Annotated in this window: 12 protein-coding genes and 1 pseudogene; 5 read left to right on the top strand and 8 right to left on the bottom strand. The window is 74.7% G+C overall.

The features are described 5' to 3' along the window. Positions 1-45: 45 nt before the first annotated feature. The 5 genes from ACSNOD_RS19390 (at position 46) to ACSNOD_RS19370 (ending at position 5815) form a co-directional block, all read left to right on the top strand. Positions 46-1398, top strand: coding sequence for an ABC transporter substrate-binding protein (locus ACSNOD_RS19390; RefSeq protein WP_436768239.1), 1353 nt, complete (start codon positions 46-48; stop codon positions 1396-1398). After that, positions 1395-2363, top strand: coding sequence for a carbohydrate ABC transporter permease (locus ACSNOD_RS19385; RefSeq protein ID WP_436768238.1), 969 nt, complete (start codon positions 1395-1397; stop codon positions 2361-2363). Before ACSNOD_RS19390 ends, ACSNOD_RS19385 begins: the two co-directional genes overlap by 4 nt. Next, entirely contained in the window at positions 2360-3202 is an 843-nt protein-coding gene (locus ACSNOD_RS19380) for a carbohydrate ABC transporter permease (protein WP_436768237.1), read from the top strand. Before ACSNOD_RS19385 ends, ACSNOD_RS19380 begins: the two co-directional genes overlap by 4 nt. Then, positions 3199-4191 carry a zinc-dependent alcohol dehydrogenase family protein gene (locus ACSNOD_RS19375; RefSeq protein ID WP_436768236.1) on the top strand — a complete coding sequence of 331 codons (993 nt, stop codon included), beginning with the start codon at positions 3199-3201 and terminating at the stop codon, positions 4189-4191. The genes ACSNOD_RS19380 and ACSNOD_RS19375 overlap by 4 nt, the downstream gene beginning before the upstream one ends. A 352-nt stretch (positions 4192-4543) precedes the next feature. Continuing rightward, positions 4544-5815 carry an eCIS core domain-containing protein gene (locus tag ACSNOD_RS19370; protein WP_436768235.1) on the top strand — a complete coding sequence of 424 codons (1272 nt, stop codon included), beginning with the start codon at positions 4544-4546 and terminating at the stop codon, positions 5813-5815. A 71-nt stretch (positions 5816-5886) separates the two neighbouring features. Here ACSNOD_RS19370 and ACSNOD_RS19365 read toward each other — a convergent pair whose 3' ends face one another. The 8 genes and pseudogenes from ACSNOD_RS19365 to ACSNOD_RS19330 form a co-directional block, all read right to left on the bottom strand. After that, positions 5887-6660 (bottom strand): NADase-type glycan-binding domain-containing protein, encoded by a 774-nt coding sequence (locus ACSNOD_RS19365; RefSeq protein WP_436768234.1) that lies wholly within the window; start codon positions 6658-6660, stop codon positions 5887-5889. Between the two features lie 352 nt (positions 6661-7012). Beyond that, entirely contained in the window at positions 7013-7672 is a 660-nt protein-coding gene (locus ACSNOD_RS19360; RefSeq protein ID WP_436768233.1) for a phage tail protein, read from the bottom strand. Beyond that, complete coding sequence (locus ACSNOD_RS19355; RefSeq protein ID WP_436768232.1) at positions 7669-9684, bottom strand: putative baseplate assembly protein; 2016 nt, start codon at positions 9682-9684, stop codon at positions 7669-7671. Before ACSNOD_RS19355 ends, ACSNOD_RS19360 begins: the two co-directional genes overlap by 4 nt. Continuing rightward, positions 9684-10139, bottom strand: coding sequence for a GPW/gp25 family protein (locus tag ACSNOD_RS19350; RefSeq protein WP_436768231.1), 456 nt, complete (start codon positions 10137-10139; stop codon positions 9684-9686). Before ACSNOD_RS19350 ends, ACSNOD_RS19355 begins: the two co-directional genes overlap by 1 nt. Continuing rightward, positions 10136-10453 (bottom strand): PAAR domain-containing protein, encoded by a 318-nt coding sequence (locus ACSNOD_RS19345; RefSeq protein ID WP_436768230.1) that lies wholly within the window; start codon positions 10451-10453, stop codon positions 10136-10138. Before ACSNOD_RS19345 ends, ACSNOD_RS19350 begins: the two co-directional genes overlap by 4 nt. A gap of 62 nt (positions 10454-10515) precedes the next feature. Continuing rightward, positions 10516-12390 (bottom strand): VgrG-related protein, encoded by a 1875-nt coding sequence (locus tag ACSNOD_RS19340; protein WP_436768229.1) that lies wholly within the window; start codon positions 12388-12390, stop codon positions 10516-10518. Between the two features lie 92 nt (positions 12391-12482). Continuing rightward, a pseudogene (locus ACSNOD_RS19335) lies at positions 12483-13190 on the bottom strand (CIS tube protein); the annotation flags it as partial. Positions 13191-13237: 47 nt separating this feature from the next. Next, complete coding sequence (locus ACSNOD_RS19330; RefSeq protein ID WP_436768228.1) at positions 13238-13663, bottom strand: phage tail protein; 426 nt, start codon at positions 13661-13663, stop codon at positions 13238-13240. Positions 13664-13719 lie beyond the last annotated feature (56 nt).

The following is a 13719-nucleotide window of genomic DNA, read 5'->3' as shown; positions in this document are numbered from 1 at the left end:
TCCCCCGCCCGGCCCTCACCCGTTCCGCCCCTCCTGGGAGACGTCATGCCTGCTCGCCTCGGACGAGGTGCCATCGGCCTGCGGGCCGGCGCGCTCGTGGCCGCGCTCCTGATGGTGGTGGCCGGGTGCCGGGGGGCCGGCGGGACGTCCGGTGACGCCCTGAACGTCCTCATGGTGAACAACCCGCAGATGATCACGTTACGGAAGCTCACGGCGGAGCACTTCACCAAGGAGACCGGGATCAGGGTCAACTTCACGGTCCTCCCAGAGAACGACGTACGCGAGCGGATCGCCCAGGACTTCGCGCACCAGGCCGGCCAGTACGACATCGCCACCGTCAGCAACTACGAGGTCCCCAGCTACGCCCGGAACGGCTGGCTGCACCCCCTGGACGCGCTGGCCGCCGGGGACAAGGGGTTCGCGCGCGACGACATCCTGGAACCGCTGCGCAGATCGCTGACCGCCGCCGACGGCAGGCTCTACGCCGCGCCCTTCTACGGCGAGTCGTCGTTCCTGATGTACCGCAAGGACGTCTTCGCCGAGAAGGGCCTGACGATGCCCGCCCGGCCGACCTGGCGCCAGGTCGCCGACCTCGCCGCGAAGGCCGACGGCGCGCGCCCCGGCATGCGGGGCATCTGTCTGCGCGGGCTGCCCGGCTGGGGCGAGATGACGGCCCCGCTCACCACCGTCGTCAACACCATGGGCGGCACCTGGTTCACCGAGGACTGGCGGGCGGCGCTGACCTCCCCCGAGTTCACGGAGGCGACACGGTTCTATGTCGACCTGGTGCGCGAGCACGGCGAGGCCGGCGCCCCGCAGGCCGGCTACGCCGAGTGCCTCAACAACCTCACCCAGGGCAGGACCGCGATGTGGTACGACGCCACCGCCGCGGCGGGCTCGCTGGAGGCGAGCGGCTCTCCGGTGAAGGGGAGGATCGGCTACGTCCCGGCCCCGGTCGAGCGCACCCGGAGCTCCGGCTGGCTCTACACCTGGGCGTGGGGCATTCAGAAGGCGTCCCGGAAGGCCGACACGGCGTGGCGGTTCATCTCCTGGGCCTCCGGCACGGCGTACGAGGAGCTCGTCGGCACCGCGATCGGCTGGGCCGACGTGCCCGCCGGCAAACGCGCCTCCACCTACGCCGATCCGCGGTACGCCGAGGCGACCGCCGCCTTCTCGCGGGTGACGCTCGACGCGATCCGCTCGGCCCGGCCCGACGACCCGGGCGTCCAGCCGCGGCCCGCGCCCGGCATCCAGTTCGTCGGCATCCCCGAGTTCGCCGACCTCGGCACCAAGGTCTCGCAGGAGATCAGCGCCGCCATCGCGGGCCGGCAGTCGGTCGACGCCGCCCTGCGCACGGCGCAGGAGCTGGCGGAGAAGGTCGCGAAGGAGTACCGATGACCCTCCGCTCCCCGAGCGCCCCCGCGCGGCAGCGGGCGCCGCTGCCGCGTGGCGCACGGGTGCCGAAGGGCCGAGCGCGCGCCTGGGCGAGGCGCGCTCCCCTGCTGCCCGCCCTGGTCTTCCTGATCGCGGTGACCCAACTGCCCTTCGTGGCGACGCTGGTCATCTCGTTCTTCGACTGGAACTCGCTCTCCCCCGACACTCGCCGCTTCACCGGGTTCGACAACTACGCCGCCGTCGCCGGTGACGCCGCGCTGCGGGACTCCGTCCTCACCACCGTGGTGCTGACCGCCACCGTCGTGGCCCTCTCCGTGGTCCTCGGGCTGCTGCTCGCCCTGCTCCTGAACCGTACGTTCCGCGGCCGGGGCCTCGTACAGACCCTGCTCGTCACGCCGTTCCTGCTGGTCCCCGTCTCGGCCGCGCTGCTGTGGAAGCACGCCCTCTACAACCCGGAGTACGGGCTGCTCAACGGCGCCTGGGCATGGCTCGCGGGACTCCTCGGGGACCGCTCCCCCGCCCAGCCCGAGTGGCTCACGGACACCCCGCTGCTCGCGGTGGAGGCGGCCCTGGTGTGGCAGTGGACGCCGTTCATGATGCTGATCCTGCTCGCCGGGCTGCGCAGCCGGTCCGCCGAGGCGATGGAGGCGGCGCGGCTCGACGGCGCCACCGCCTGGCAGGCGTTCCGCCACCTCACCCTGCCGCACCTGCGGCGCTACCTCGAACTGGGCGTGCTGCTCGGCTCGATCCACATCGTGCAGCACTTCGACGCCGTGTTCACGCTCACCTCCGGCGGGCTCGGCACCGCCAATCTGCCGTACACCATTCACCAGACCTTCTACCAGGCCCATGAGTACGGGCTCGCCTCCGCCGCCGGGGTGCTCGTGGTGATCGGCACGATCCTGATCGCGACCTTCGCACTGCGGGTGGTCTCGTCCCTGTTCCGCGCGGAGGTGAGCCGCGCGTGACCCGCACCGGTCCCCGCGCGCGCCGCCGTTCGGCCGCCCTCGGGCTGCTCGCCTGGCTGCTCGGCATCGCCTTCTTCCTGCCCGTCGGCTGGATGGTGCTCACCTCGCTGCACTCCGAGGCCGACGCGGCCACCAACCCGCCGTCCGTGGCCGCCGGCCTCACCCTCGACGGCTATCGCGCCTTCTTCGACGCCGAGGGCGGCGCCGACCCGTGGCCCGCGCTCATCAACTCCACGACGGCGAGCGTCCTGTCCACGCTGCTCGTGCTCGCCCTGGCCCTGCCGGCGGCGTACGCGCTGTCCCTGCGGCCGGTGCGCCGGTGGCGGGACGCGATGTTCTTCTTCCTGTCCACGAAGATGCTGCCCATGGTGGCGGGCCTGCTGCCGGTGTACCTGTTCGCCAAGGACGCCGGCCTGCTGGACAACATCTGGCTCCTCGTCGTCCTCTACGCGTCGATGAACCTGCCGATCGCCGTGTGGATGCTCCAGTCCTTCCTCGCCGACATCCCGGTCTCCCTCGTCGAGGCGGCCCGGGTCGACGGGGCCCGGCTGCCCACCGTCCTGCTCCGGATCGTCGCCCCGGTCGCCGGACCCGGCATCGCCGCCACCGCGCTGATCTGCGCCATCCTCAGCTGGAACGAGATGCTGTTCGCCCGCGTCCTCACCGGCGTCACCGCCCGGACGGCCCCCGTCCTGCTCACCGAGTTCGTCACCAGCCAGGGCCTGTTCCTCGCCCAGATGTGTGCCGCGTCGGTGATCGTATCCCTGCCGGTGCTCGCCGCCGGCTTCGCCGCCCAGGACAAGCTCGTCCAGGGCCTTTCCCTTGGAGCCGTGAAATGAGGGCTGCGCTCATCGAGGCGCCCGGCGAGGTCACCGTCACCACCGTGCCCGACCCGGTGCCCGGGCCCCGCGACGTGGTCGTGGACGTGGCGGCCTGCGGGCTGTGCGGCACGGATCTGCACATTCTCCGGGGCGAGTTCGCGCCCGCGCTGCCCGTCGTACCGGGGCACGAGTTCGCGGGCGAGGTCGTGGGCGTCGGCCGGGCGGTCACCGAACTGTCCGTGGGCGACAGGGTGGCGGTGGACCCCTCCCTGTACTGCCACGAGTGCCGCTACTGCCGGGCCGGACGCGGCAATCTGTGCGACCGGTGGGGGGCGATCGGGGTCACGGCCCCGGGCGGCGCCGCCGAGTACGCCGTCGCGCCGGTGGCGAACTGCGTCAGGCTCCCCGACCACGTCGACGTGCGCGACGCCGTGCTCATCGAGCCGCTGTCCTGCGCCGTGCGCGGCTACGACGTCCTGAGCGCCGGCACCCTCGGCGCCGACGTCCTCATCTACGGGTCGGGCACCATGGGCCTGATGATGCTGGAGCTGGCCAAACGGACCGGGGCGGCCCGCGTCGACGTGCTCGACACCAACCCCGAACGCCTCGCGGCCGCCCGCGCGCTGGGCGTGTCGGGCGCGGCGGCGTACGCGGACGACCTCGACCGGCCGCGGGGCTGGGAGTACGTGATCGACGCGACCGGCGACGCCGCGGCCATCCAGGACGGCCTCGGCCGGGTGGCCAAGGGCGGCACGTTCCTCCAGTTCGGGGTGGCCGACCAGGGGACGACCGCGGTCATCGAGCCGTACCGGATCTACAACCAGGAGATCACGATCCTGGGCTCGATGGCCGTCCTGCACAGCTACGAGCGGGCGGCCGGGCTCTTCGCCGCCGGCATCCTCGACCCGGCCCTCTTCATCAGCGACCGGCTGCCGCTGGAGGACTACCCCCTGGCCCTCGACCGGTTCGCGGCGGGCACGGGCCGCAAGATCGTGGTGGAGCCCTGAGCGGACGGGCGGCGCGCCGGGTCTCGCGGCGGGCCGGGCGTCGCGGCGGGCCGGACCGACCGGGCGGTCCGCGCGGCCCCGTCGGGCAACGAGCCCTGCCCTCCCGGCCCCTGACGGTCGCCGGGGCCCGGCGCTAGGGTCGGGGCTCGTGAGCCCACGGGGCCGCGCGGCACCGTCAGGAGAGCGCTCCTCGCCGCCGGGTGCCCCGAGCGACGGCGGAAGGGACCGGTGGACCGTGCACGCCCGGGAGAAGGACGGAACGACCGAACGTTCAGGCGCGGCCGCCCGGGCCGCGCCCTCGGCCGCGCGTCGCCCGCCGCGCCCCGGCGCGGGCGCGCCACCGCCCTCGGCAATGCCGGCCCTGCAGCGCACGGTGGGCAACGCCGCCGTGTCCCGCATGGTCCGGGAGGAGCGGCACCGGCACGGCGCGGGCTGTGCGGGGGGCCGGGCCGGGCGGCCCCCGGTCCAGCGCTCCGCGGTGGGCGACGTCCAGCGCTCGTCGGTGCACGACGTGCTGCGCTCCCCCGGGCGTCCGCTGAACGAGGGGGTGCGCACGGAGATGGAGGCGCGCCTGGGCGCGGACTTCTCCGATGTGCGGCTGCACACCGACAGCGCGGCCCGGGCCTCCGCGGCCGAGGTCGGGGCGCGGGCGTACACCTCGGGTCACCATGTCGTCATCGGGGACGGCGGGGCCGACCGGCACACCCTGGCCCATGAGCTGACCCATGTCATCCAGCAGCGGCAGGGCCCCGTCGCGGGGACCGACCGGGGCGACGGGCTCAGGGTCTCCGACCCGTCCGACCGCTTCGAGCGCGCGGCGGAGGCCAACGCCACCCGCGCCCTGGCGGCACCGCTCGACACGGCGGCGCGCGAGCCGGTGGCGCGGGACGGCGGGCAGGCCGCGGCCGAGGCATCCGGCGCGGTCGAGGCGTCGGGCGCGGTCGAGGGCGCGGTCCAGCGGATGCCGGCCAAGCGGGATCGGAGCGCCGCCGAGCTGAAGGGCGGCGACAGTCCTCCGCCGCAGCGCCGCAACACCAGGTCGAGCAAGCGCGAGCCGCCCGACATGGACCGGCCGACCCTGGAGTTCACCTCCGCCTACAGCGGCCCGGCCACCCAGCGGCTCAACGCGGACCAGAGCATCGGGTTCACCCAGGCCGCCACCTTGCGGAACCCGCCGAACGCACCGCAGCGGGTCTCCTCGAACTACCACTTCTGGCAGCAGGTCACCGACCGGAACGTGCAGATCGTCCCCGGCCCCAGGGGCGCTCGCGAGCACGCCGCGCAGCGTGACTGGGTCCAGGACGGCCCCTACAAGCCGCGCTACCAGAACTCGGTCATCGTCGACGGTCAGAACAGCATCGTCTTCAATGACGACCCGGGCTTCACCACGACCGCGAGGATGACCCCCGGTTACTGGCTGAAGACCTACACGGTCAGCTTCCGCTGGAAGGTCGCGCGGGCGACGGGCCCGTGGAACGCCGACCTGCCCGCCTGGACCAGCCCGGTGGTCACCCACACGCTGGTCTCGGAGTTCGACCCCGACAACCCGGACGATCCGCAGCCGATCGTGGCCCGGGCCGCGGGCGACGCGTCCTGGACGGTCGACCTCTCCGGAGTGCAGTGAGCGACAGCGGGGCCGCCCTCCCGGCGGCCCCGCCGCACCGCTGATCCGTGACCGCGCCGCACCGCGAGGGTTCAGCTCCGCTTGAAGAACTCCACCTCGGCGAGGGCGATGGGGTGCCCGGGCGCCATGCCGGCCGCCTCCCGCACCACGAGCCGTACCGCGACGACGTCGCTGAAGGCCGTCCGCACGGTCTGCGGGCCCGGCTTGTCGTTGAACGTCAACGCCTTGGTGCGCTCCGTGCCGTCCGCCGCCGTCACCACGAGGTCGGCGCGGACGGGCCGGGGCTCCCGCCGGAACTCCTGCGCCGCCGCCGAGGGGCCGATGTGCACGACGACGTCCACGAGGCGGAACGGCGCGCCGAAGGTGAACGTCACCGAGTCGCCGAGGGCGGGGGCGCCCCAGTAGCGGTTGGTCAGCCCGTCCGTGGCCGCCGTGGCGGGGTGGCCTGGCGCCTGGGCGCTCGCCGTGACCGCGACCGGGCCGATCTCCGTAGCCTTGCCGAGCTTGTCCCGCACATCCTCGTAGACCGCGCGGCCCGCCGGCAGGAGCAGAAAGCCGGCGAGCACCAGCCCCGCCACCACGAGGAACACCAGAAGCCGCCGCAGGGCGCGGCCCGAGCCGCCGCGCACCCGGCGGCGGAAGGGCCACACCGTGCGCCACCACGGCAGGGCCGCCACCGGTTCGGGCGCCCGAAGGGGCGCGGCGCAGCGCCGGCAGAACCGCCGCCCCGGCTGGTTGGGCGTGCCGCAGACCGGGCACGGGGGGCCGTCCGCCTCGACGGGAGCGGTGAGGGGCCGTACGACGGGGCGGGGGGCGACCGGCTTCGCGGGCCGGACCGCGACCACGGGTTCCGCCTCGGGCTTCCGAGGTGCGGCCGGCTCGGGGCCCGGCGGCGGACCGGCGGGCTCCGCGTCCCGTGGCGGCGCGGCCGATCCCGTACGCGGCGGGACGGCCGGCCCCGTACGCGGTGGCTCCGTACGCGGTGGCTCGGCCGGTTCCGTACGCGGCGGTGGGGACGGCTCCGTACGCGGTGGCTCGGCCGGTTCCGGGTTCGGCGGTACGGGCGGTGCCTCGCCCCCGGGGGCCGGCGCCGGCGTCTCGGGCCGCTCGGACCAGCCCAGATACGCGCCGCAGTTTCCGCAGAAGTCGTCGTCCCCTCTGTTGGTCGCTCCGCATGACGGGCACGCTCGCACGACATCAGCCCCCTTCGTGGTCCCCACCGTCGCTCCCTCCCCGGTCCTCGTCCCGGCGTTCTCCGCCCTGCCCGTCGTTCCGGCCGCCGTCCCGCCCGTCGTCCTGCCCGCCGGGCGCGGGCGGGCCGGTCAGGATCTCGACCCGACAGGCCAGATGGACCGGGCAGCATTCCCTGACCACCGCGAGCACCTCTCGCTCGTCGACGTCCGCCGCTCCCAGCGGCCGGACCCGTACCAGCAGTTCACCGGAGGGCGCCGGCGGCAGTGCCGAGTCGGCGGTCGTCGACCAGGTCGCGCCGCCGCCGTCGACGACCTCGGCCTCCACCCCCAGACACAGCCGCAGCCGTTCGACCAGCCCCCGGCGGGTCCCGCGCCACCGGTGCAGCTCGACCGCGCGCGCGACGACGGCCCGGCACAGCTCGTCCGGCCACGCCGGGTCGAGGTCCATGCCCACCCAGGACGACAGCCAGGGCAGGAAGTCCGCCGGGGTGAGCTCGGGGTCGAGGTAGGCGGGCAGGTTGTCCAGCGTGGACAGCACGGGGGCCAGGACCGTGTCGAGCCCGGCGGTGAACCGCTGCGCCAGGTCGTCGTCCGCGTACAGGGCGGGCAGCAGCGCGCCGAGCGGGTAGCGGCTGGCGAGCCCGGGGATGGCGGCCCTGCTCACGAGGCGCCGGCGGAACCGCCGAAGCCGCCGGGTCCGCCGGAACCCCCGAAGCCGCCGGGCCCGTCGGGGCCGGCCGCGGCGACGGCCACATGGTGCTGGTAGGAGAACACCAGCGCGTTGGGGGCGACGTCGACCCGTTCGACCGGGGCGCCGCGCCGCCCGGTGATCGGGTCGGCGGGAAACAGCCGGATCTCCTCCACCAGGCCGACCCCGGGCACGCCCTGCAGCACGGCGAAGACCTCCCCGTACTGCACGGGCCGGCCGAACGCCCAGCCGGTGCCGTCGGTCCCGCCGCGCAGCGGGTTGAGGTGGCGGAACAGCGCGGCGAGCGCGTCCTCGCGCACCCGGTCCCCGTCCGCGGCCGTCGCGAGGAGCCGCGCGACGACGGTGACGCCCTGGTAGGCAGGGGGTTCCACCACGAGCCGGGTGCCGACCAGCCGCCGCTCGTCCAGCCGGGCGGTGATCGCGGTCAGCATCTGCTCCGGGGGGATCAGCTGCTCGAACCGGAGCCGGTCCCCCTCGTCGGCGACCGCGTCCGGCACGACGAGAACCCGTACGGCGCCGCCCTCGCCGGCCACGGCCGGCAGACACCGGACCCGCCGCACCGACGGGGCCGCCTCGCGGGCGATGATCTCGTAGTCCTCGGCCGTGACGGCCCGCTCCTGGACGCGCAGCAGATGGGGCGCCCGCCGTTTCGCGTTCTCCACGCTCTCGCCGTCGACTCCGCCGCGCGCCGCCTCGCGGTTCACCACCTCGGCCACGTACGGCACGGAGCTGCGCAGCACCGAGATCGCGCCGCGGGCGACGTTGCCGGCCGCGCCACCGCCCGTCCGGTAGCGGGGGACGCGCAGCCGGGCGCCCTTGGCGGGCACCGCGCCGCAGGTGCGCAGGGTGCCGTCCGGCTCCCGTACGGCGGGCGGGAAGGCGAACTCCCCGGAGGTGGCGTCGATCAGCACATGCCGGTCGTCCGGGGCGGAGCCGCCGAAGTGCTCGACGGCGGTCCAGGTCTCCCAGCCCTCCGCGGTGGACACCTGGACCACCGGGGGCTCGCCGTCCAGCAGCAGGGGCGGCCGGCTCAGGGTGAACCGCTGGCCCGGGACGCCCTCGGAGACGCCGAGCGGCACATCGGACACGACCTCGGCGTGCTCGACGGTGGCGGTGGCGCCGACGGTGAACACCTCGGCCTCGCGGATCGTGGGCGACTCGGAGTAGAACGGCTGCCCCTCCTCCGGCGCGGTGACCCGACAGCGCAGCCAGCCGGCGCGGGTGCCGGCGACCACCGAGGCGGTGTGCCCGGCCGGCACGTACACGGTCACCTCCCCCGGCCGGTTGAGGCCGCCGGTGGTGTCGGCGCCGGTCTCGCAGCCGGTCCAGCGCCCGCCGTCCCACGCCTCCCAGACGAGGGGCGGCTGCCGCGGGTCGACGCCCACGCCCTCCACCCGGCTGTCGAGGCGCACGGCGACGATGCACCGGGGCACGGCGGCGGGCAGGCCGAACAGCATCGCGTCACCGGGTTCGGGCCGGGCCTGGAAGCACGGCACGTCACGGCCCTCGGCGAGGTGTGTCGTGCGGTCGGTCTGCTCGCCCGCGACGGACGCGGTCACCAGCCGGATCAGCTCGCTCGGCACGATCGGCAGGTCCTCGGTGGTGCGGAAGACCACCGCCTCCTCCGTCTCGCTGCGCGCGGTGGCGACCTCGGTGCCGGCGCGCAGGACCACGGTCTCCGGCTGCGGGGCCGACAGCCGGAAGTCGACCTCCGCCGTCGCCGCGGCGGGCGGGAACAGCCGGACGCCGAGCAGGTCGAGAAAGGCCGCGTAGTTCTTCTCCGGCACCCGGTTCAGCCGGTAGAGGAGCTGGTCGACCATGTAGGCGAAGGTCTCGATGAGCGTGACCCCCGGGTCGGAGACGTTGTGGTCGGTCCACTCGGGGGCCCGCTGCTGCACATATCTCTTGGCCTCGTCGACGAGCTGCTGGAAGCGGCGGTCGTCCAGGTTGGGCGAGGGCAGGGCCATCAGCGCGCTCCTTCGTCCGCGGCGCCCGCGACGCCCGCGCCACCCGCGGCCGCGGCGCCCTCGGCGGACGGGATCGAGTAGAAGGGGAAGACGAGGTTGCGCGCGTCGTTGGTGGAGCGCACGGTGTAGCGCACATCGATGTAGAGGGTCCCCTCGTCGACCGCGTCGAACGCGATCACCACATCGGTGACCTCGATCCGCGGCTCCCAGCGTTCGAGCGCGGCCCGGACCTCGTGGGCGATGCGCCCGGCGGTGGCGCCGTCGCCGGGCGCGAACACGTAGTCGTGGATGCCGCAGCCGAACTCGGGGCGCATCGGGCGCTCGCCGGGCGCGGTGCCGAGCACCAGCCGGATCGCCTCCTCGATCTCCCGGTCGCGCTCGACCATGCCGATGCCGCCGGTGGGGCCGACGCGCAGGGGGAAGCCCCAGCCGCGGCCGATGAACCGCTCGCTCACAGCGGCCCCCCGATCAGCACGTGGGGCGCGCCGCCCAGGACCATCGCCCCACAGGTGGTGAGGTCCCGGCCGCGCGCGGCGGGCAGCCCGCCGATCAGCACCTGGCCGGTGGCCGCCGCGCCCGGCCCGGGCAGGATCACATTGGCGGGGCCGAGCTGCGCGTGGAGCGGACAGGCGTGCAGGCTCCCGGTGACGGCGGCCGGCTTTCCGGCGATCAGTACGGTGGGGACGGTGACCAGGGCGGGGCCGGGCGGCGGGCCGCCGATGAGACCTCCGTGGGCGGTGGGATCGCCCGTGCGGACCGCGGGGGGCATGGTGGCTTCTCCTCGTTCGAAGGGGGTGGCGGGGGGCGGCGGGACCTCGGCGCCCGGCACGCTCAGTTGAGGCGGATCAGCTTGGCCTTGAGGACCGCCAGGAGGCCGCCGTCGACGGACACGTCCGTTCTGCCCCGGACGGAGACCGAGGCCCCGTTCACGTCCACGGCTCCCGTTCTGGCCCGGACCGTGGCCCGGGGGCCGCCGTCGACGGTCACGCCCCGCGCGCCGTCGATGGTCACCGAGCCGCCGCTCAGCCTCACCTCCCCCGTCCCGGCGTCGAGGGTGATGCCGGTCGGGGAGAGGGTCACGGTGCTCAGGGCGCGGCCCCCGCCCGGCCCCGAGACGGTCAGTTCGATCAGGTCGCGCCGCTCGTCGAGCCGGATCTCCAGGCGCTTGTCGCCGGTGGCCAGCCGGACGCCGGACGGACCGGCGGGGGCGTCGAGCAGCTCCAGTCGGTTGCCCGAACGGGACACCAGGGAGCGGCGGTTGACCTTGCCGCTGGTCGGATCGACCAGGGGTACGTCGTGCGGGGACGGCCGGTCGACGCCGTTGTACAGTCCGCCCAGGACGTACGGGCAGTCCAGGAGGCCCTGTTCGAACCCGACCAGCACCTCGTCGTTGACCTCCGGGCTGAACACGCCGCCCCCGCCCCGGCCACCCCACTGCACCGTGCGGACCCAGTCGGTGACATAGGTGTCGTCGAGCCAGGGGAACGTCAGCCGCACCCAGCCGCGCTGGCCCCCGCCCGTCTCCCGGATGTCGGTGACCACGCCGATGGCCAGGCCCGGCATCCGCGGCCCGCGGTGCGGGGCGTTCCCGCCGGTGGCCAGCCCGGCGAGGGAGCGGTCGGGCGCGGCGCTGACCAGGACGGTCGTGCGATAGCCGCCGCCGGGCTCGATGACGTGGCGGGCGGCGGTCGCGGTGTAGCGGCCGGAGAAGGCAGCGCCGACATTGCCCAGGGCGACCGGCCGGCCGGCCCGCAGCCTGGGGTTGCCCTCGGCGACCGCCTCGATCTCCCCGAAGCCCGAACTCACCGAGGCGGCGAGCGCGTCGGCCGCGGCCTTCGCCCCGGCCTGGGTGCGGTACGGGGTGTCGGCCACGGTCACGCGCGCCGAGGCGCCGAACGCGCCGCCGACCACCGAGGGGCTCAGGCCCGGGGCCACCGTGCTGCTGCGCACCGAGGGCTTCCGGGCGACCAGCGGCTTCTTGGTGGTGACGTTCCAGCCGCGCACCTCGACGCTGCCCGCCCCGTCGGCGCCCGTCAGCACGGCCCGCAGGGCCAGCAGATTGCGGCCGTACTCGAGGACCATGGGGTCGCGGACGGCCGAGGTGGACGGCGCGGGCGCCGACGCGGCGGGTTCGGGCCGGACGAACTGGAGCAGGCCCCGGTCGTCGATGCGCAGGTGCGCGCCGCTCTCGGCGGCCAGGTACTGGAGGAACTCCCAGTCGGAGACGTTGGCCTGGGACAGCTGCTGGTGGGTGACCGGCGCGGCCTCGACCCTGCCGCAGCGGAGCCCGGCCCCGGCGGCGACCTTGCGGACGATGTCGGCGGTGGTCATGTTGCGGTAGGCCACCACCTTCCGCCCCCGCTGGAGCCGGTGGGCCGCGGAATAGGCCCGCACCACGGTGAACGAGCCGGTGGTGTCGGTGTCCAGCTCCACGGCCGTCACCTCGCCGGTGAACAGCCGCTCCCTGGCCCGCCCGCGCACCGTGACCACCGAGATCTTCAGCTGGGTGCCGATGGTGATGCCGGTGCCGGTGAGCAGTTCGTGGTTCGGGTCGCGGTAGGTCAGCACGGCCGCGTCGGGCAGGCCGACGTTCTCGTCCACCACGCAGCTCACCAGCTGGGTGGCCCAGACCGGTGGCAGTTCCCCGGGGGCCTCGACGATCGGGTCGGCCGCGAACGACCGGCCGCCGCGCTCGGCGTCGCTCATCGGTCCCCCGCCCGGGCGGGCCGCCCCACCGGCACCGGTGCCCCGGCCCCGTCGGGCTCCGCCGCCCACTCCCCCGCCCGTGCCGGCCTTCCCGCCGCCGGGTCCTCCAGCCCCGGCACGACCAGTTCCGTGCCGGGCGTCAGGAGCATCGGGTCGTCGATGTCGTTGGCCTCCGCGATGGTGCGCCACGCGGTGGGGTCCCCGTACTCGCGCCACGCGAGGAGGGGCAGGCTGTCGCCGGCGACCACCCGGTGGGTGCCGTGGGCCTCGCGCGCGCCGGAGGTGGGGTTCTGGCCGGGCGGGTCGACGCTCGCCTCCTCGATCGACAGGGAGCAGGTGGCCCGCAGCGGCTTGCCGTCGACGTCGAACAGCGTGTACACGACGGAGAGGCTGGAGAGCACGCCGTCGAACGACGTCGTCCTGGACGTGCCCCAGTCGAAGCGCACCCAGGGGCTGGCGGGCGTCTTGCGCGCCAGGCTCTTGGGCGTGGGCACGCACGCCACCATCAGCTGCTGGACCGTCCGTTCCACCGAGTTGTCGTGCGTCGCCGTCGCGTCGAGGAAGACGTCGAAGGAGAGCGAGCGGGGGCCGCTGCCGACGAACTCCGGCAGCGCGGACTGCCCGGCCATCCGGGACGGGGTGCGCCGCCACTCGGTGTTCTTGCTCAGCGTCAGCGTGGCGGGGTTGAACTGCAACGAGAGCCGGGCGAGCGTGCCGCCCGGCCGGGAGCCGACCTTCGCGGGCGGTTCCTTGATCGTCAGTTGTGCGCGGGCACGGCTCGTGCGGGCCGCGGGTGACATGCCCGCCTCCTTCCCTCAGGGGTTCTCGGTGCTCGGTGCGGGCGGGGTCAGGAGGGCCGCAGGCCCTCGTGCGCGATCTCCAGGGTCTCGACCGCGGCCTGGGAGCTCGCCGGGTCGAAGGAGGGGCCCTGCCAGCGCACCGGCACGATGCCGAGCACCTGCCAGCTGATGATGCGGGTGAGGTCCGGCTTGAGGGCGACGATCTCGCCGTCCTTGGGCTCGACGCGGTGGACGATCTCGTCGAGCCAGCGGGCGATCTTGGTGGTGTCCTCGGTGACCGGGCGGGTCAGGGTGATGGGGGACCAGGTGATGCGGCCGGGGAGCTGCCAGGCGAATCCGTTGTTGCCGCCCTCGCCGTACTGCTCGATCTCCACCTCGGCGCCGAGCCCGGAGCAGGTGTGGAAGGCGCCCAGGTCGTTGCCCCCGATGGCGAGCTTGAAGAACACGCTCGTCGCGAAGATGTCGTCGGTCATCTCTCTCCATGGCGTTTCCGGTGGGGCTGTCGCGTTACGGGGGCGGGGGGCTGCGG

It is taken from the genome of Streptomyces sp. URMC 123 (assembly GCF_051386515.1).
GTDB lineage: Bacteria > Actinomycetota > Actinomycetes > Streptomycetales > Streptomycetaceae > Streptomyces.
The sequence above is the reverse complement of the archived record's forward strand: the minus strand, read 5'-3'. Positions and strand labels throughout refer to the sequence as shown.